16 protein-coding genes and 2 riboswitches are annotated in these 18,467 nt (G+C 48.3%); of the genes, 7 read left to right on the forward strand and 9 right to left on the reverse strand.

Features of this window, described 5'->3' with window-relative positions:
* Nucleotides 1-144: 144 nt before the first annotated feature.
* Together A8709_RS03940 and rpoE are read right to left on the reverse strand one after the other, a co-directional pair.
* Complete coding sequence (locus A8709_RS03940) at nucleotides 145-1,746, reverse strand: CTP synthase (RefSeq protein WP_065850893.1); 1,602 nt, start codon at nucleotides 1,744-1,746, stop codon at nucleotides 145-147.
* 350 nt (nucleotides 1,747-2,096) lie between these two features.
* Complete coding sequence (gene rpoE / locus A8709_RS03945) at nucleotides 2,097-2,675, reverse strand: DNA-directed RNA polymerase subunit delta (protein ID WP_065850894.1); 579 nt, start codon at nucleotides 2,673-2,675, stop codon at nucleotides 2,097-2,099.
* A gap of 421 nt (nucleotides 2,676-3,096) precedes the next feature.
* On the opposite strand from rpoE, the gene A8709_RS03950 reads away from it, so the two are divergent.
* Complete coding sequence (locus tag A8709_RS03950) at nucleotides 3,097-4,263, forward strand: S8 family peptidase (RefSeq protein WP_065850895.1); 1,167 nt, start codon at nucleotides 3,097-3,099, stop codon at nucleotides 4,261-4,263.
* Nucleotides 4,264-4,353: 90 nt separating this feature from the next.
* Here A8709_RS03950 and argS read toward each other — a convergent pair whose 3' ends face one another.
* The 4 genes from argS to speE form a co-directional block, all read right to left on the reverse strand.
* On the reverse strand, nucleotides 4,354-6,027 hold the full coding sequence (gene argS / locus A8709_RS03955; RefSeq protein WP_065850896.1) for an arginine--tRNA ligase: 1,674 nt from the start codon (nucleotides 6,025-6,027) through the stop codon (nucleotides 4,354-4,356).
* Nucleotides 6,028-6,031: 4 nt separating this feature from the next.
* Entirely contained in the window at nucleotides 6,032-6,442 is a 411-nt protein-coding gene (locus A8709_RS03960; protein WP_065850897.1) for a YwiB family protein, read from the reverse strand.
* Between the two features lie 206 nt (nucleotides 6,443-6,648).
* A complete protein-coding gene (locus A8709_RS03965) occupies nucleotides 6,649-7,152 on the reverse strand; it encodes a DinB family protein (RefSeq protein WP_065850898.1) in 504 nt (167 codons plus the stop codon).
* Between the two features lie 305 nt (nucleotides 7,153-7,457).
* Nucleotides 7,458-8,285: a polyamine aminopropyltransferase gene (gene speE, locus A8709_RS03970; protein ID WP_065851233.1), complete on the reverse strand. Its 828-nt coding sequence runs from the start codon at nucleotides 8,283-8,285 to the stop codon at nucleotides 7,458-7,460.
* 283 nt (nucleotides 8,286-8,568) lie between these two features.
* On the opposite strand from speE, the gene A8709_RS03975 reads away from it, so the two are divergent.
* Nucleotides 8,569-10,689, forward strand: a complete 2,121-nt coding sequence (locus A8709_RS03975) for a transglycosylase domain-containing protein (protein ID WP_065850899.1) — start codon at nucleotides 8,569-8,571, stop codon at nucleotides 10,687-10,689.
* Nucleotides 10,690-10,860: 171 nt separating this feature from the next.
* On the opposite strand, the gene A8709_RS03980 is transcribed toward A8709_RS03975, so the two are convergent.
* Nucleotides 10,861-11,400 carry a YwhD family protein gene (locus tag A8709_RS03980; protein WP_425262306.1) on the reverse strand — a complete coding sequence of 180 codons (540 nt, stop codon included), beginning with the start codon at nucleotides 11,398-11,400 and terminating at the stop codon, nucleotides 10,861-10,863.
* A 139-nt stretch (nucleotides 11,401-11,539) separates the two neighbouring features.
* On the opposite strand from A8709_RS03980, the gene A8709_RS03985 reads away from it, so the two are divergent.
* From A8709_RS03985 to sugE, 5 genes are all read left to right on the forward strand, one after another.
* Entirely contained in the window at nucleotides 11,540-13,534 is a 1,995-nt protein-coding gene (locus A8709_RS03985; protein WP_065850901.1) for a M1 family metallopeptidase, read from the forward strand.
* A gap of 84 nt (nucleotides 13,535-13,618) precedes the next feature.
* Nucleotides 13,619-14,437 carry a hypothetical protein gene (locus A8709_RS03990; protein WP_065850902.1) on the forward strand — a complete coding sequence of 273 codons (819 nt, stop codon included), beginning with the start codon at nucleotides 13,619-13,621 and terminating at the stop codon, nucleotides 14,435-14,437.
* 166 nt (nucleotides 14,438-14,603) lie between these two features.
* A riboswitch (cyclic di-AMP (ydaO/yuaA leader) is annotated at nucleotides 14,604-14,742 on the forward strand.
* A 3-nt stretch (nucleotides 14,743-14,745) separates the two neighbouring features.
* Entirely contained in the window at nucleotides 14,746-15,216 is a 471-nt protein-coding gene (locus A8709_RS03995) for a C40 family peptidase (protein ID WP_065850903.1), read from the forward strand.
* A 160-nt stretch (nucleotides 15,217-15,376) separates the two neighbouring features.
* Nucleotides 15,377-15,997 carry an MSMEG_1061 family FMN-dependent PPOX-type flavoprotein gene (locus tag A8709_RS04000; protein ID WP_065850904.1) on the forward strand — a complete coding sequence of 207 codons (621 nt, stop codon included), beginning with the start codon at nucleotides 15,377-15,379 and terminating at the stop codon, nucleotides 15,995-15,997.
* A gap of 114 nt (nucleotides 15,998-16,111) precedes the next feature.
* Nucleotides 16,112-16,213: riboswitch (guanidine-I (ykkC/yxkD leader) on the forward strand.
* Nucleotides 16,214-16,291: 78 nt separating this feature from the next.
* Nucleotides 16,292-16,612: a quaternary ammonium compound efflux SMR transporter SugE gene (gene sugE / locus A8709_RS04005; RefSeq protein WP_065850905.1), complete on the forward strand. Its 321-nt coding sequence runs from the start codon at nucleotides 16,292-16,294 to the stop codon at nucleotides 16,610-16,612.
* 88 nt (nucleotides 16,613-16,700) lie between these two features.
* Here sugE and A8709_RS04010 read toward each other — a convergent pair whose 3' ends face one another.
* Both A8709_RS04010 and A8709_RS04015 read right to left on the reverse strand, forming a co-directional pair.
* Entirely contained in the window at nucleotides 16,701-17,150 is a 450-nt protein-coding gene (locus A8709_RS04010) for a YdeI/OmpD-associated family protein (RefSeq protein WP_065850906.1), read from the reverse strand.
* A 30-nt stretch (nucleotides 17,151-17,180) separates the two neighbouring features.
* Entirely contained in the window at nucleotides 17,181-18,074 is an 894-nt protein-coding gene (locus A8709_RS04015) for a methyltransferase domain-containing protein (protein WP_167357009.1), read from the reverse strand.
* Nucleotides 18,075-18,467 lie beyond the last annotated feature (393 nt).

Consider the following 18,467-nt stretch of genomic DNA (forward strand, 5'->3'; position numbering starts at 1 on the left):
AAAACGAATAACAAGTCCCAATCCTATGAGTCAAGGTATTCGCTATTCATTTTCGTTTTCCTTCTGGGGAGATCAGTTTTTTGAAAAGTTTTACATATAAGTTGAAAATCAGGAGATACGTCTCCTGAGCTTCAACAGAAGTTTCTAGCGAGCAATGGATTGCGCAGCTTTCACGAATTCACGGAAAAGCGGCTGTGGACGGTTCGGACGGGATGTGAATTCCGGGTGGAATTGAACAGCCAAGAACCATGGGTGGCCTGGAAGCTCTACCATTTCGACCAAACGGCCGTCTGGGGATGTTCCTGAAATACGCAAACCTGCGGATTCAACCAATTCACGGTATTCATTATTGAACTCGTACCGGTGACGATGTCTCTCATAGACAAGCTCGTCATTATACGTCGTTGCAGCTAGTGAACCTGGAACCAGTTTACAAGGGTATAGACCTAAACGCATCGTGCCGCCAAGATTCTCAATATCCTTCTGTTCTGGCAAAAGATCGATAACAGGATACGCCGTTGTTGGGTTAATCTCGGAGCTATTCGCCCCATCCAAACCACAAACAGAACGTGCGTATTCGATAACAGCCACTTGCATCCCTAAGCAAATACCGAAGAAAGGAATTTCCTTCTCACGTGCATAACGGATTGCCGCAACTTTCCCTTCGATCCCGCGATCACCAAACCCGCCTGGTACAAGAATTCCTTGTACGCCGGAAAGTAAGGAATGCACGTTGTGGTCATAGATATCCTCGGCATTAACCCAACGAATATCAATCTCGGAATCATTATCGATACCAGCGTGACCCAACGCTTCTACAATACTCAGATAGGCATCGTGAAGGGCAACATACTTACCAACGATGGCGATCTCTGTTTTCTTCGTCAAGGATTTCACCTTGCGAACGAGACTTTCCCATTCCGTCATATCCGGCTGGTTCGTGTTAAGTTTCAAATGATTCACAACGTAATCATCAAGACCTTGCTCACGAAGCATCATCGGTACTTCATATAAGGTTTCCGCATCTTTGCACTCAATCACTGCTGCAGGGTCGATATCGCAGAACAAAGCTAATTTACGTTTCATATCTTCTGTCAACGAATGCTCTGTACGACATACGATGACATGCGGTTGAATCCCTAAGCCGCGTAGTTCTTTAACACTGTGCTGCGTAGGTTTCGTTTTCACTTCACCCGCTGCTTTGATATAAGGAATCAGCGTAACGTGAATGTACATCACATTCTCGCGGCCGATATCATTTTTCATTTGACGAATCGCTTCTAGGAAAGGCAAACTCTCGATGTCACCTACAGTACCACCAATTTCAGTGATAACTACATCGGAACCCGCTTCACGACCTGCGCGAATCACACGCTCTTTGATTTCATTCGTAATATGAGGAATAACTTGAACTGTACCGCCTAGGTATTCACCTCTACGCTCTTTGGTAATAACGGAGGAGTACACTTTACCCGATGTTACGTTCGAGCTTTTGGATAAGTTAATGTCGATAAAACGCTCATAATGACCTAAATCCAAATCCGTCTCCGCACCATCATCGGTTACGAAAACTTCACCGTGCTGGTAAGGACTCATTGTTCCTGGGTCTACATTGATGTAAGGATCGAACTTCTGAATCGTAACTTTCAAACCTCTGTTCTTCAGCAATCTTCCTAAGGAAGCTGCGGTGATTCCTTTGCCAAGGGATGAAACTACGCCCCCCGTAACGAAAATGTATTTTGTCACTATGTACGCCTCCTAAAAGTTTTAGTATAAAACTGGCTTCGTAAGCTTGATTATCTTCATAAAGCTGATCATATCCAACTGACTTATTCTAAGCATGAGCTAAACGTATTCGGTAGAAAACCGGCTCCGAAAGCATTAGCTTTTTGTGGCGCCAGAACATAGGTGTGTAAGCATTAGCTTCTGCTAAATAAGTGTTTTCATGACAAAACGCAAAAAAAACCGCTAAAAAAACAAAAAAAAGTGACACCCGTAGTGACGGGGCACTTTTTGAACGCATACGCGAATTGTTAAGATTCTTTTAAAGCCCATGCAATAGTTTACTCTGAACGCCTAGTGGCTGTCAAGACAAGTTATTTGTCGTCGTCATCGTCCAAATCTTCGTCGTCTTCCTCATCGGATTCCTCATCCAAATCGTCATCCTCATCAGCGTCGTCTGTCTCTTCAATACCAGCTTCACCGAGATCTTCTTCGATTTCTTCGTCCTCAAAGAATTCAGTATCCTCTTCCGCTTCTTCTTCCTCTTCGGTTTCGGTACCAAACGCATCGTACTCGTCTTCCTCAGCGTATGTATCTTCTTCTTCCGCGTAAACATCTTCATCCAGATCATCATCTTCGTCGTTAATGATTCTAGGACGCTTCGCGTTCCCAACCGCATCGTCTGACTTCTCAACAGGGTACCAACGTTTCAAGCCCCATAGATTCGTTCCTACGCAAGCAAAACGTCCATCGATATTGATTTCCGTATATAGTTGGGCAATCACTTGCATGACGTTGTCTTCGGAAAGCCCTTTTATTTTAGCAATTTCAGCCATAAGTTCACGGTAATAAAACGGCGTATTCGCCGACTTCAGCAATTCGAACGCCAAATCCACCATGGGCATTTCGCGTGCTTGCTCTGTGGTGATTTTGAGAGTGTATTCGCTGCTCATCTAAGGCACATCCTTTTCGATCGTTTCTTGACTACGTTATCTACCATAACCAATATCTTCATTAAGTAAAACCTATTTTTTCTAAAATTGCAACTACCCTTAAATAAACGACTACACAGACCCCTTAGGTCGCGTGAGTTTAGCCAAAAATATAGCCCATAAAATGGAATACAAGCGAAGGTCCCCCTCCGCCTGCGACTGTACCCATTGGAAAGCGTCTGCCGATTAACAGCAGCCGTTTCCGCTACCTGAGAAAGAGACACTCCTGCCCGCGCCTCTCTATGTATCCTATGTTGAACCTACGCATCTGACACGGCTTCGCACCCATTTATTTCTATAAAGGCGATGACACGGTCAATCGAAATGACCTGTACATAGGATATGGGAGATACGACATTCGTTTTTCCGGGGGGATGGCACGATGGATATAGCCACCTTTCTTCATATGCTCCATGAAGATGTAGGTCCCACTAAACAAACAGCTAAAAAGCATCTTATCCATTTCACATCAGAGACAGATTACCTCGCCTGCAAAGATGAGCTTCTTCGAATGAAGACGGCGCTGACGGGCTTATCTGGGGTTCAACCACTCGATATCATTCACGCCTTCTCTTGCACCCTGTGTCCGGATACGAAACTTAAAGACTTTTCCAGCAAGACACGTATCGAGCTTGATACGAAAATCTCCCTAAACCGAGTCACAGGTCGCAAACCCGCGCCAAAACGCGCACGCATCTTATCCAGCACCCGCACACGAACCATTCCTTGGGGCGTAGATCAGATTGGTGCCCCCGAAATTTGGAGCAAATCCGTCGGGCAAAATATTCGCGTTGGGGTGATCGATACAGGGATCGATTTCAAGCATCCCGATCTGCGAAATTCCATTTCACGCGGTATTAATTTATTGAATCGCAGGCTGCTGCCGAATGATGATAATGGACATGGTACTCATATTGCCGGCACAATTGCAGCGACAGGCCGCTATTCCGGTATCGTTGGCGTAGCGCCGCGGGCCATTATTCATCCGGTGAAAGCTTTTGATCAAAATGGCAGCGCCTATGTGTCCGACATTATTGCCGGCATTGATTGGTGTGTCCAGAACGACCTCGATATTATTAACATGAGCTTCGGGATGAAGACCTATAATCCTACCTTGGAGCAAGCGGTTATGAACGCTTATTATCAAGGCAAGGTCATTGTAGCCTCCTCGGGTAACGACGGTAAAAAGAAAACGGTGGATTATCCCGCCCGCTTCCCGCAGGTTGTTTCTGTCGGTGCGACAACGCGATTAGGGAAGATTGCCCCTTTCAGTAATCGCGGAAGTCAAATCGACATTTACGCTCCTGGGGAGCGCGTGTATTCAGCTTGGCTGGGCGGCAAATACAACGAGCTCAGCGGCACTTCCATGGCCACAGCCCATGTAAGCGGAGTCATCGCGCTCATGCTTTCGCTGAAGCCAATGTCGCCGCTTCAGATCAAGAACGCGCTGCGGCGTTGCTCCTTCAGCTTGAGCAAGCGCGTGAATGCCCGCTGGCAGCCGGGCAACTTGAACGCTCGGCGCGCGATCCGTGCCGCGCGCCAAGAATAGAGCGCAGGCCTACGGCTGCGCTTGAGAAGTAAAGAAGCTCCCCTTGTTGACCAGTGGTCAAGGGGAGCTTCTTCTTTGTTTGAGCGGGTGTTACATTCGCTCAGGGGCGGACACGCCAACCACGCGAAGCGTGTTGGCCAGGGTCGTGCGCAGCGCGCCGAGCAGCGCGAGGCGGGCTTGCGTTAAGGCTGCGTCATCCGTGATGACGTAGTGGCCTCTATAGTAGCTATGGAACTGGCTCGCCAGTTCGTAGACATAGCGGATCATGCGGTGCGGCGTGTATTGCTCAGCCGCAATGGCAATCTCTTCCGGAAGCTCGCCGATCTTGCGCAGCAAGTCGAACTCGGCTTCCGATGTGAGCTGGGATAGGTCCACCTGTCCCAGCGGGAGCACCGCGATACCTTGCTCTTCCGCTTGACGGAAGATGCTGCAGATCCGTGCATGTGCGTATTGCACATAGAACACAGGGTTCTCATTGGACTGGGAAACCGCCAAGTCCATATCGAAATCTAGATGCGAATCCATACTCCGCATGGCGAAGAAATAACGAATCGGATCCACGCCCACTTCGTCCATCAGGTCTTCCATCGTAACGGCTTTGCCGGTACGTTTGGACATTTTAACCTTTTCACCATTCTGGAATAGGCTCACCATTTGGGCAATCAATACAACAAGACGATCTGCTTCAAAACCAAGCGCCGTCATAGCCGCTTTCATCCGCGGGATGTAACCATGGTGGTCCGCGCCCCAAATATTAATTAAGCGGTCATAGCCGCGTCCGAATTTGTTGCGGTGGTAAGCGATGTCCGGCGTGAGGTACGTAAAGGATCCGTCATTTTTGATCAAAACGCGGTTCTTGTCATCCCCAAGCGGCGTCGTATTCAGCCACGTTGCGCCCTCTTCTTCGTAAATGTGACCGTTGTCCCGTAGCTCTTGCAACACTGGCGGAATCAGGTTATCTTCATATATCGACGTCTCGGAGAACCAATGGTCGAAATGAACACCAAAGCGGCCTAAGTCGCGTTTGATTTTGTCGAGTTCCTTCTCAAGACCGTAAGTACGGAAATACGTACGGCGCTCCTCATCCGACAGACTCAGAAGACGATCACCCTCAGATGCAGCGAGCTCCGTTGCAAAGCCCTTAATATCTTCACCGAAATAACCGTCCTCCGGCATTTCTGCTTCTTGCCCAAGCGCTTGCAGATAGCGAGCCTCGATGGATTTAGCCAGGTTGATGACTTGGTTACCCGCATCATTAATGTAGTACTCACGGGATACATCGTAACCTGCGAGATCCAACACGTTACAGAGCACATCGCCTACAGCTGCGCCACGTGCATGTCCTAAGTGGAGGGAGCCCGTAGGGTTCGCACTAACGAACTCCACTTGCACTTTAAGACCTTGACCTACGTTCGATTCGCCATAGCGAGTGCCATGTTTTGCCACATCAGCTATCACTGGGTAGAGGTAGACATTATCCATTTTAAAATTAATAAAGCCCGGTCCCGCGATTTCTGCTTGAGAAATACTCGCAGCTTCCTTGTTGAGATTCGCAATCACTTGCTCTGCGATTTGTCTAGGGTTCACCTTCGCAATACGCGTCAACTGCATCGCCACATTCGTCGCGAAGTCGCCGTGTGTCTTCTCTTTGGGTACTTCCAGAATAATTTCAGGAAGCTGAGCCTCTTCCACGATACCCGCCGCTAGAACAGCCTCTTTAATCGCTTGCTTCACTTTCGCTTTTACTTCGTTTAATACGTCCATTGTCTTACTCCTCCTGAATTAACAACTTGATTCGATAGGCTCCCGCATGCGTGCCTGATGCATATAGATCATAGCTCCACCTCGTAATTCCGATCCCATGGATGGCCTCCGAGGTCAGCTTGTGCGTCTCAATTTCCAGTTCCATCCGAAGCTGTGGCGTGTGATAAAAGCCTGTCCGCTTCTCCCCAGGTACGAAGGTTTGCTCCGCTTGTACGTCCCCTTGGCGAATAATGCGAATTTGGTTCTCCTCCAGCTTAATAATCGTCACTGTGCGCCCTAGCTCATTCGGCTCTTCTTCATAGCGGATGTAGGTGTGATCGCCTTTACGATAAAGATCTCCGCGCGCCTTCTGCACCGTGGTCTCGCTCCCGCTTCGACTCTCGATCCGAATCCGCACCCGCTGCTTCTCCGTCATGATTCTGTATTCCCCTCTTCAACATCATCAGTTCTTAGCACCTTATGTCAAGATAAGGCATGTTAGGTAATAGTTTATATGAAAGGATACGTAAATTCAATGCAGTTGGGTGATCGCAATGTTTGGAACCCATCTGTACATAGGTAAACGCAGGTAAAAAAGCCCCCTTATCCGCTGTGGAAAACGGACTTGGAGGCTTCCCTTGTTTACATCACTGGGGCTGGCATACCGATAGCTGCCCACTGCTCTTTGGCAGGACCGTATGCACCGATCACAGGTAAACCCGCTTGGCGCATGAGGATCGTTAACTGTCCACGATGATGAATCTCATGCTTCAAGTAGCCATACAGTGCCGTGCTAATTGTCCATGGCCTGCCGAACATCATGACCACATCTTGCAGTTTCTCATCTGTCAGCTGGGTGTTGACCGCGTTAATGATGTTCTGCATCGTTGTCCGATACGCTTCCGCAATGGTTGCAGCCTGCTTAGGCGGCTCGTTTCCAGCTGGAGGTGCTTCAAACTTCAGACCCGTCCCGTATAGCATGCCGCGATCGGAGTGAACGAGATGCCAAGCAATATATCCAAGTGGGCGATAGCCATCGGCTTGCGTTTGGTTTAGCGACTCATCTGTTAGTGTATCCAACAATTGTTGGGTGGTAGCAGATTCTGTCTGAAACTCTTTAACTAAACTTTCAACGGTTGTGAACATAGGGAATAACCTCCTAGGGAAATAGATCAGGTTTGCTTGCGCTGGATGTGTTTCATTTCCTGTCCTTATGTTTATAAGTATAGCTAAGTCTTACTGACAACTGTATGGCAGTGTTTGAAATCTGATAGGGTCAATTGTAAGACATGGTGACCGCTAAAATGCCTTGAATAGTGGATCGTCGTTCCTTTTCGTCAAAAATGTCAGTAAGAAAACGTGAGAATGTACGGCGGATGGGTGACAAACAAAAAGAGGGACCGACGAATCGGCCACCTCTCCTAGACAGACCCATCATCAGGATCTGCAGCTTATTTAATCAAATCTTCAACAAATTTAGGCAACACGAACGCTGCTTTGTGCAGACGCGGTGTGTAGTACTTGGTTTCGAATTCTGGAATTGCTGATTCTTCTACTTGAAGCGGATCATGCTTTTTGCTGCCCATTGTGAATGTCCAAAGACCACTTGGGTAGGTCGGGATGTTAGCACTGTATACACGAACGATCGGGAAGATCTCTTTCACGTCGCGATTCACCGTTTGGATCAAATCCGCTTTGAACCATGGGTTGTCCGTTTGGGCAACGAAGATGCCGTCTTCTTTCAATGCATCGAAGATACCTTGGTAGAAGCCTTTGGAGAACAACTCAACCGCTGGGCCTACTGGCTCTGTGGAATCGACCATGATGACATCGTAGGTGTTTTTGTGATCGTGAATGTGCATGTAGCCATCGTTAACGATCACTTCAACGCGCGGGTTGTCCAATTCGCCAGCAATTGTTGGCAGGTATTTCTTGGAGTACTCGATAACTTTGCCATCGATATCAACAAGAACAGCTTTTTTCACTTTCGGGTGTTTCATAATTTCACGAATTACACCGCCATCGCCGCCGCCTACAACTAACACGAACTCTGGGTTCGGATGAGTCACAAGTGCTGGGTGGGCAACCATTTCATGGTAGACGAACTCGTCTCTCACTGTTGTCATGACCATGCCGTCAAGCGTAAGCATTGTGCCCCACTCTTCGGTTTCAATCATGGATAGATCTTGGAAATCCGTTTGCTCTCTAACGTAAGTTTCCGTTACTTTCGCTGTAATACCGAAGCTGTCGGTTTGTTTCTCTGTGTACCATAATTCCATGTATAACCCTTCTTTCGCTTCTCTATTTGGATGAATAATTCCTGACATTCGTTATCTCTAACAGTGTTCCACCAGTTGGAAAAGTCATACGGGATTGCGCTGGTTTTCCCAGGCCCTTCACACGCACAAATTGTATTATAGTTCATTACCCTCAAAATGCAATATTTTCCTCACTTTTTTGCCCAATTAATAAAAAATATTTACAATTCGTTGAATACGGACTGCCATGCTTTTCCATACTGGATAGTAGCGCCATTGGGCACGGAGAAGGGAGGCATGAAGCATGTCCGAGAACGAAAATGGAAATGAAAATGCGAAGCCACGCCAACAGACCTCAGGGTCGCAGCAAGCCAAGATGAAAAATGAAGTTCCAGCTTCCATGAGATGGATGAGGCGAATTAAGAAGACCTTTTCTTTCTTCTTCACCTGCGGACTTCTCTTGCTCATTGCAACAGCCGTCTTTCTTGTATATTTGCGCTCCCAAACGCTTCCTGTCACTAAAATGCTGCAAACCTCTCAGATGTACGATGCACATGGCGAGGTCATTGACACTTTCTATTCCGGCCAGAATCGGCAGGTTGTTCCTTTGAACGAAATATCACCTTATCTCATTAAAGCCACGCTAGCTGTAGAGGATCAGCATTTCTACGAGCATTTCGGTGTCGATTTGAAGGCGGTGGCCCGTGCGGCGATTGTGAATGTTCAAGCGATGGCCAAGGTCCAAGGGGCAGGTACCATTACCCAGCAATTAGCTCGGAATTTATATTTAAATCATGACCGCACCTGGACCCGTAAAATTAAAGAAACCGTGTACGCTGTTCAAATGGAAATGCAGCTGAGCAAAGATGAAATTCTCACGGATTATTTGAACCAAATCTATTATGGTCATTCGACCTATGGCATTGAGACGGCATCTGAGCTTTTCTTCGGCAAGCATGCTAGTGAACTCACCCTAGCGGAGAGCGCAATGGTCGCTGGTGTTCCGAAAGGACCGCGGTATTATTCACCCTATTATGATCTGAAAAATGCGATGGATCGCCAAAAGATCGTCCTCCAGACGATGGTGAACAGCGGCTTCATTACCCAAAGCGCCGCTGACGCCGCAGGCAAGGAGAAGCTGACGATTCAGCCTCTTTCGAAGAAAAAACCTTCAGCAGCGCCCTATTTCCGGGATTATGTACGTAACCTCGCGACGGAAAAGCTCGGCATCACCGATGAACAGTTCGACGAAGGCGGTATTCGCGTATACACCACGCTGGATATGAATGCTCAGCAAATAGCGGAGAATGCCGTGACGAAGCAGCTTGAAGGCAAGACTGATCTGCAGGCAGCGTTGGTAGCGATCGACCCGCGAACCGGGGAGATCAAAGCCATGGTCGGTGGACGTGACTACACGGAGAATCAATTCAACCGCGCTCTTTCCAATACGAGACAGCCGGGGTCTTCTTTTAAACCCTTCGTCTATATGGTTGCCTTACAGAATGGTTTTACCCCTGTCACAATGGTGAAAAGTGAACCTACCGTGTTTACGTACGACGATGGACGGCAGCAATATACGCCGCGAAACTTCAATGATCAGTATACGAATGCCAATATTGATATGCGTCAGGCCATTTCGAAGTCAGACAACATCTATGCGGTGCATACCGTATTAGCAGTAGGCCCACAGAAAGTCATTGATTTGGCCCGCAAATTGGGCGTAGCTTCACCGATGAAGCCCCTGCCATCCCTAGCTCTTGGGGCATTCCCTGTCAGTCCTCTGGAAATGGCCTCTGCCTTCGCTTCTATAGCGAATCAGGGGATCCATCGCGATACGACGGCAATTCTACGGATTGAAGATGCCAATGGTGCTATCTTATATGAAGCAAAGCCAAAAGAAGAGCAAGTGATTCCGCCAGCTGTTGCCTATGTCATGACGGATTTAATGGAAAGTGTATTCGAAGAGGGTGGAACGGGTAATCGTGTCGCCAGTACCATTAAGCGGCCGATTGCGGGTAAAACGGGCACAACTGACACGGACGCATGGCTTGTTGGCTTCACGCCGGAGCTTGCTACTGCTGTCTGGGTGGGCTATGACAAGGACCGCGACATCTCCACAGTTGAATCTCATCTGGCGTCGCCGATCTTTGCCGATTTTACCGAACAGACCTTGGATGCGATTCCGCCGAAGCTGTTCCCGATTCCCGAAGGCGTAAGTACGGTCTATATCGATCCTGTCAGCGGCAAATTATCCAACCAGGACTGTCCTAACTCAAAAATGGAGGCTTTCCTGACAGGCACAGAACCCACGACTTATTGTACGGATCGGCCTTCGAATCCTGCCACGACCGATGGGCAAAAAGATGCAGGCAAAGCCAATACTGGGTCTTGGTGGAACGATCTCAAGCGCTGGTGGAACGATTAAATCATTGTTGCAAGAAAACACAAAAAGGCAGAACTAAGCGCGTCTTAGTCTGCCTTTTTGCTGTCCTAGTATATGAGGTAACATACACTAGGGTCTAGTATACCCGCTTCGACATTTCGTAACAATGGATGACACATAATGTTCATATTCTCCATATTTGCTTTAGAAAGCTTAGGAGAGGGCGTCCTTTAGGCTCTGATCCGAGCGATTCCACCAGTCTTCGTTGTGGGCAATCAGTTGATTACGAAGGGCCGTGCGCTCACTTTCCGACAAACCATCAAAGATGAATTTGCGCTTCATGGCACCGTCCATTTTGTTCACATGCTCAGCAAGAATCTTCCATCCGCGACGAGCTTCCGTGTCAATTAACATCTCACAAGCAGACATTCCCGCGTAATAGGAACCTTCTTCTGTACGATCAACGGCTACCCAGACGATCCAAGCCTTACGGCCATTCGGGACATCCTCTTTGTTCGTAGAGAACTTAATGCCCTTCTCAATTTTACTCTTCGCATGAAGTGTCCCTTCATCCAAATATGCTTCATCCCCATCAATAATGATACCGGAGACGTTACTAAGATCAATGGCTCCTGCGCCGAAGCCTTTGTGATTCACTTTCGAGCTTACTATATTTAAGGCTAGCTTCTTCTTATCCGCTTCCATAAGGGCACCTTCCACTCTACATTGGTTAAAATGACGACATGCTTTCATTGTAGCGAAAGTCTTCCTGTAGAACAAGGGGCGACGGCTCACCATGCCCATTCTAAGATTTCTTTTCATCCCGCAGAAATATTCCCTAGGTTGTCTACATATACATGCTGTAGATGCTTGTTTAGGCGGGGTGAATCTCATGAATGTTCTATTCAAAAGCCGCAAGGTACAGTGGTTTGCCGTCATGCTTCTTGCTGCCGGCGCTGTGTTACTAACGAACACCTTACTCCCCTCCGCACCGAGAGGGACGGCTCCTGTTGTCTCTAAAGTTGAACCTCCTGCGCAGACACCGGACATGCAGCCTGCTGATACCGGTAAACCGGTAGAAGCCTCCACACCACTTAGCTACCGTATTGCCGAATATCACATGAACGTTGCCTACACACCAGAAACGCAGCAGCTCCAAGGGCAACAAACGCTCACGTGGGAAAATCCAGGATCCGTTCCTGTACAAGAAATTTATCTTCATCTTTATCCGAATGCGTTCGAATCCAAGAAAACGACTTTCATGCGTGAATCCGGCGGAAAGCTGCGCGAGGATGAAGCTACAGCTGATAGCAGCGGCCATATGGATTTATTGTCTGTAAAGACCGATGACGGTGTAGACCTTACTAAACGTATGATGTTCGTGCAGCCTGATGACGGGAATAAGGACGACCATACGCTGCTCAAAATCCCGTTGCCAAAACCGGTAGGCTCAGGAGAACGCGTAACCATCAAAACGGAGTTCCTCGTAAAACTGCCTGCAGCCTTCGCTCGTATGGGCTATGTGAATGACTTCGTCATGGCAGGACAATGGTTTCCGAAGGTTGCCGCCTACGAACGCAAAGGGACAAGAGGACGGACAGAGCCTGGCTGGGATCTTCATCAATACCACGGCAATTCCGAGTTCTATGCGGACTTCGGGTTGTACGATGTGAAGATTCAAGTACCCGCCAACTACATAGTGGCCGCAACGGGTTTCCCCGTGAAGCCTGCTGTGACGGACAAGGGTACGAAGACGTACCAATTTTACGCCGAGGATGTTCATGACTTCGCATGGTCAGCGTCACCTCATTTCGTCTATGTGGAAGAGCCCTTCTCCGCTCCGCAAGTTCCTGGGGTCAAGATTAAGCTGTACCTCGATCCCAACCATCAGGATTTGAAGGATCGCTACATGTATGCCGCCAAAAAAGCGCTCGCACGCTACAGTCAATGGTACGGAACGTATCCCTACTCCACACTTTCCATTGTCGTTCCTCCTGATGGCGGTAACGGCGCTGGCGGTATGGAATATCCGACTTTGGTCACCGCTTGGGGTGCCAGCGACAAAGACCCTGATTTAGAGCTCGAACGCGTGGTCGTCCATGAAATTGGTCATCAATTCTTCTATGGACTCGTAGCCAGCAATGAGTTCGAAGAAGCTTGGTTGGATGAGGGCTTCACCTCCTATGCGGAAGACAAAGTGATGGAAGCCGAATACGGAGAAAAGCCCAATTTACCCGTGGAATCTAGTTATATCACCTCACCGAATGCGTTGAAGAAAGATGCATGGGCTTACACAGGACACGATCAATACGCGGAAAATGTGTACACGCGCGGCAAGCTTGTTTTGAAAGCCATTGAAACACAAGTAGGTACCAAAATGATGGACGGTATTATGAAAACGTATTTCGAGCGTTGGCAGTTTAAGCATCCAGCGACGAAGGATTTCCAGCAGGTTGTTGAAGATGTCAGCAAAACGAACTGGAATGATTTCTTTAATCAATATGTATACGGGGATATGATGATGGATTATTCCGTTGAGAGCGTACATGTCCAACCACAAGGGAACAAAGGCTCCGAGACCTACGAAAACACCATCGTCATCGCAAAACGTGGCGGCAACTCACCGGAAGTACCTATTCAATTTCATTTCGCAGATGGCTCTACGTTGGACAAAACGTGGGATGGGAAGGAAAGCAGCATCGAATTCAAATTAACGAATGCCTCTCCCGTCGATTGGGTGCGCATTGATCCGAAATACACACTCGTGCTTGAGAATAAGCACATCAACAATTTCTATCAAACGCAATTAAATACGAAGTGGCAAATTCGATGGAATCTCGGCATTGTGCAAATCCTGCAAGCCCTATTCGGTTGGGTTGCCTGGTAAGGACTTGACTCACGTCGTATGACAAACTCTGAGCGTATGCTTACGATGCCAGTTTTCTAAAGAAAACTTGAAGGAGGGACTTCGTTGGCCACCTATATCAAATCCGGCTTCAGGGCCGCTCTGCAGCAGCCTTTTGCCACGATTATTCTGTTCCTGTATCAGATGGGTTGGGGTGTTCTCCTGTATAAGTTTATACAAGGCATACTCGTCCCCCTCATGCATCGTTTCCCTGGCGCTGAGCAGCCTAAGCAAGCTTTGCAGATTTTTCTAGCAGAAGGACAGTTTCAGTTACTCAAAACCGATCTCAGCTATCCCTATTTGGGATGGCTCGCAGCTCTACTATGCACGCGCATGCTGCTGACCCCCCTGCTGAATGGCGGAGTCTATTATTCACTCACGCATGCCCATCAGAATGCTGGCTATCGCTTCTTTCGAGGGATGAAGAAGCTGATGCTTCCTTTCCTGCTTGTGTACCTCATCCGCATCGCACTGAGTCTGCTGCCCTTGATCTGGTTGGTTCCCAAAGCCAAATATATTTTAGGCCACAGCTCCTCCTATGAGCAGGTCGCAACTTCGCTCCTGCCTTGGATACTCAGTGTATTGATTTACGGTTTTCTCTTGCAGCTGTTGTTCATGTATGTGCAATTTGCGATCGCAGCCAAACTAGGTATTCTCTCAACCGTTCTATCTTTCTTTCGCTATTCACTGCCCATTATCGGACTTGCCCTCACTCTTTTACTCTTTGCAGGACTATTGGCAGGGGTCACTGTCACGGCGACCTACGTATGGGCAGGTCTGGTAGCGCTAATCATTTATCAGCTGTACCCGATCTTCCATATTTTCATCCAAATCTGGGGCATCTCCTCCCAATATCAGTTACTTTCAGCTAAAATATCCAATTAATATCCAGCAAATTCGTGAATACGTAGGCATTCTCCCCTTCTCTTAGAGAAAGGGGCTTTTTTTTGTCTATTTCCCGAACAATTCCACATATTTTTAGCCTATTTTGCATACAAAAAGAGGAATTTCATTGTTTATGACGAATTATTTGGACTAGCATCAAAAAACCAAATATTTCATGCCGAATTCCTCAGTTTATGGGGAAACGGGGGAACCACTCCGGGTGAATTGATCTTGCAAGACAGGGATCATAGGGAACCTTCAACCGAACCCTCCAGCTAACCTCGTAGGCACCGGAAGGAGACAAGCAGTTGAAGAAGATTGTTGTTCTTGTATTTAGTCTTGTTTTGTTTTTGAGTGCGAGTGTAGGAAGCGTTTTCGCATCGTCCACGATGGATAACGAGGTAGACGAGCTTGTAGGTACTCCCTACAAATGGGCAGGAACAACGACCAAAGGCTTCGATTGCTCTGGTTTCACGTCCTACCTATTCTCCGAGTTCGGCATCGACATCCCGCACAGCTCCAAAGCACAAAACCAAGAAGGCTACTGGATTGACAAAAGTGATCTTCGTAAGGGCGATCTCGTATTTTTCAACACAGATGGCAGCGGCGTTTCTCATGTAGGTATGTACCTTGGAGATGGTGAATTCGTTCACTCCGCTACGAATCAAGGTGTTGTTAAGAATAAGTTGAGCGAATCCTACTACGCGAAGCGGTACGTATCAGCCAGACGAGTTCTGTGGGATGATATCTACAATCAACTAACTGCTGAATCCAAGTAATGTTCTCGGCACCGTGAATGAAGCCCTGCAAGCTTTGCTCGTATGAGCAGCTTGGAGGGCTTCATTCATTGAACGGGAAGATACGCGTATACTAGTTGTATGAACGATTTTAATGTAAAAAACCATAGAAGCCCGCAGGCTTGGGGAAGGATCAGAACGTATGGATATCATAAAAGACAGCACAAGCAGCACAGTCCCCCCGTTTCCAGGTATTATTCACTCAATTGATGAGATTAGAGCCGATATCGGGGAGGCCCACCCTGCCGTTCTACACAAAGTCATCAATCACATTGACGAGCACGCCCGTGCTTTCATTGCCAAATCTCCTTTATTCTATGTGTCCACATCCAATGCGGAAGGGCTCTGCGACCTCTCTCCCCGCGGGGATGGCGCCGGCTTCGTTCATGTGTTGGATGAACGCCGGTTCGTCTACCCGGAAAGACTCGGCAACCGCCGACTGGACTCGCTGCAAAATCTGCTAACGAACCCACAAGTAGGCCTCTTGTTCATCATTCCCGGCGTCGACATGGTACTTCGCGTCAATGGCCGCGCTTATGTGACGAAGGATGAAGAGCTTCTCGCCACGATGAAGCTGAACGGCAAGCCGCCGATCGCCGCGGTTGGTGTCGAAGTGCAAGAATGCTTCGTGCATTGCAGCCGCGCCCTCAAGCTGTCGAAAATATGGGAACCCGAAACGTGGGTACCGGAGAACGAACAGCCGGACGGCATGGATATGTTTCGCGCGCATGTGGCATTGAACGGGATCGCGTTGGAGGATTAAGGCGATGCATCAAGTCGGAGGATCAGGCTTAGGGAAGAGCCTTGGAGACGCATAATCAGCCTTAAACCAACATCTGTAACTTGACACACCATGTTAGCTGTTCTATAATTACGGCAAGTTGTTTTCTAGGGTTCCGCGGTGCAGGATGCCGGCTGGTCCGAGAGAAAACACACAGCGGATACGCTGTGGTCACGGAGGGAGAAAAGCCCGGGAGTCTATCGCTTAATGCGATCATACTCTCGGGCTTTTCTCTGTGTGCGTGGCCTGCTTCCGCCGATAAAGGAGTGATTCAGCATGGCCTGGTTGTATTTAGTTATTGCGGGTGTTTTCGAAGTCGTCTGGGCGATCTCATTGAAATTTTCTCATGGATTCACACGGCTAGTCCCTTCGATCGTTACAGTTCTCGGAATGATCGTTAGCTTTTTCTTCTTAGCTACCGCGACCAAAACGCTCCCGATCGGCACGGCCTACGCGGCCTGGACCGGTATTGGCGCAGTTGGCGCGATTATCATTGGCACGCTTTTTCTCGATGAACCGATCAGTTTGGTCCGGATCTTGTTCATGGTGTTGATCTTGGTTGGCGTGCTTGGGTTGAAATTTACATCTGGGCACTAGGCTGAGGACTGCGGGTTGGAAATTGGCTGGATGAGCTAGTAAATGATAATGTAAATGTAAATGAAATTGAAAATGAAAATGAAAGGTGCTACGCCTCGCCCATTTGCGTGACGATATTCGCAATGCGGCGGAGCCTCGTATCTTGTGTCTTGGCGTCCTCGACTTGTCGGACGAATTCTTTGCGCTTCGAGAAGGCGAGCGCTTCAAACTTCTGAACGGCGCCGTCTTGTTCGGACAAAGCGGATTGCAGATCAGCCGGGACTTCCACCGTTCGCGGTGCTAGGTCCAGAGCCAAAGTCACCTCGACAGGGTCCTCGGCATTCAAGCCGGAAGCTTTTCTATGGGCTTCACTAAGCGGGATGAGGTACTCGCCTCCCATCACACCAATGGTCGTGCTATATGTGTACCCGTTCAGGGATACGGATACGCTTGGCTTTTTGCCTCCTGCGAGAGCGGTCATGACTTCTTCGGGGATGACGATACCCGTAGCCTTCTTATTCTGGGCTTTCATAACCTTGGTATGGAACGTTACACTCATCGTTTTGGCCTCCTAGGCGTGGATAGAATTTTATTTCACCGTATAGCAAACATACCAGAAGCTGCCGCCTACGAAAATACGCAAATGCTGCGAAATCGGCTTGAAAATATCAGTTAACTCGTCATAGCTAAAATAATTCTTCAGGATCTCATGCTTGGAGCCGTCGGCGAGCTCCCGTCTTTTGTATGTATCTTCACTATCTTCTAGTGTAATGAGCTCGCCGCCCCTTCCAGGTACATACACATTATCTGCGATAAATACTTGCGCACCGCTGCCTAGTCGTTCGTGGAAGCCTTGCAGAAAGCTATCGATTCGATTCCGTGGAATATGCGAGAACCAAAAGTTAGCCAGTCCGTAGTCAAATTCACCTCCGATCTCAGGTAGCTCGTACGCGTCTCCTTCAATAAAAGTAGCATTCCCCTTCGGCCACGGCTTCGACTCCGCAATATGCAGCACTTCGGGGCGAATATCCACGCCAACAAGTTGGGTGGCCGCTTCCGCAGCAATTTGTGACCAATAACCTGTCCCGCAAGCAATCTCCAGTACCCGGCGTCCATCGACTTGCCTTTTGATGATGTCGGACAGCAATGCCAGCTCCTGTTGATATTCTGCGTCCTCCCGGTGATAGATGCGTTCATACTCCTCGGCTCGTGCGCCGTAGTAGGCTTGCATATTCTGTTTCTCTACTTCTAAAAGGACCTGCTTTTCCTTCACCTCTTCGAAAATCCGATGCCTCGCCGACAATAAATCCGCGAAAATCGCCCCGCCTTGCGCCGAATAATTCGCGAGCAATCCCTGCGTCGCCATCACGATCAGCTGCGTCATCGACAAGCCAGTGTCATCAGCCATCCGTTCTAGCTCCGCTTTTACTTTCTCTGGCAAATAGACGGAAAGCCGTTTGGTTTTGTCTTGTTTGTCTTCCATGGTGGATAACCCCCTAGAATTAATGACATATAATTTGTACCATTGTAACATTTATTATATGGTTTGAAAAGTGAGATTCGCTGCACGTTGAAAAAGCGATAGAGCGAGTGAGTGGGGGAAGATATGGTGGGTTTGGCGGGGTAGGATGGTGGCTTGCTGGTAGATGGACTCTGGTTGGGTGGGATGGTGGCTTGCTGGTAGATGGACTCTGGTTGGGTGGGATGGTGGCTTGCTGGTAGATGGACTCTGGTTGGTGCGATGGTGGCTTGCAGGTAGATGGACTTTGGTTGGATGGTTTGTAAAAGTAGCTAGTTTTGAAAGGTCCTTGTGTAAGTTAGCTTCCAAGAACCATCGATTACTGATTATTTGCCCACTCGCCTGTCTGCCGTGCGT

Origin of the sequence: Paenibacillus pectinilyticus (genome assembly GCF_001700435.1) — a bacterium.
GTDB classification, from domain to species: Bacteria; Bacillota; Bacilli; order Paenibacillales; family NBRC-103111; genus Paenibacillus_E; species Paenibacillus_E pectinilyticus.

Excerpts from the sequence above, each read along its gene's own strand:
- A8709_RS04015 (WP_167357009.1), bottom strand. The coding sequence starts at position 18,074 with ATGGAAGACAAACAAGACAAAACCAAACGGCTTTCCGTCTATTTGCCA.
- rpoE (WP_065850894.1), bottom strand. The coding sequence starts at position 2,675 with ATGAGCAGCGAATACACTCTCAAAATCACCACAGAGCAAGCACGCGAA.
- A8709_RS03975 (WP_065850899.1), top strand. The coding sequence starts at position 8,569 with ATGTCCGAGAACGAAAATGGAAATGAAAATGCGAAGCCACGCCAACAG.
- A8709_RS03965 (WP_065850898.1), bottom strand. The coding sequence starts at position 7,152 with ATGTTCACAACCGTTGAAAGTTTAGTTAAAGAGTTTCAGACAGAATCT.
- A8709_RS03960 (WP_065850897.1), bottom strand. The coding sequence starts at position 6,442 with ATGACGGAGAAGCAGCGGGTGCGGATTCGGATCGAGAGTCGAAGCGGG.
- A8709_RS03980 (WP_425262306.1), bottom strand. The coding sequence starts at position 11,400 with ATGAAAGCATGTCGTCATTTTAACCAATGTAGAGTGGAAGGTGCCCTT.
- A8709_RS04010 (WP_065850906.1), bottom strand. The coding sequence starts at position 17,150 with ATGAGTGTAACGTTCCATACCAAGGTTATGAAAGCCCAGAATAAGAAG.
- sugE (WP_065850905.1), top strand. The coding sequence starts at position 16,292 with ATGGCCTGGTTGTATTTAGTTATTGCGGGTGTTTTCGAAGTCGTCTGG.
- argS (WP_065850896.1), bottom strand. The coding sequence starts at position 6,027 with ATGGACGTATTAAACGAAGTAAAAGCGAAAGTGAAGCAAGCGATTAAA.
- A8709_RS03950 (WP_065850895.1), top strand. The coding sequence starts at position 3,097 with ATGGATATAGCCACCTTTCTTCATATGCTCCATGAAGATGTAGGTCCC.
- A8709_RS04000 (WP_065850904.1), top strand. The coding sequence starts at position 15,377 with ATGGATATCATAAAAGACAGCACAAGCAGCACAGTCCCCCCGTTTCCA.
- A8709_RS03985 (WP_065850901.1), top strand. The coding sequence starts at position 11,540 with ATGAATGTTCTATTCAAAAGCCGCAAGGTACAGTGGTTTGCCGTCATG.
- speE (WP_065851233.1), bottom strand. The coding sequence starts at position 8,285 with ATGGAATTATGGTACACAGAGAAACAAACCGACAGCTTCGGTATTACA.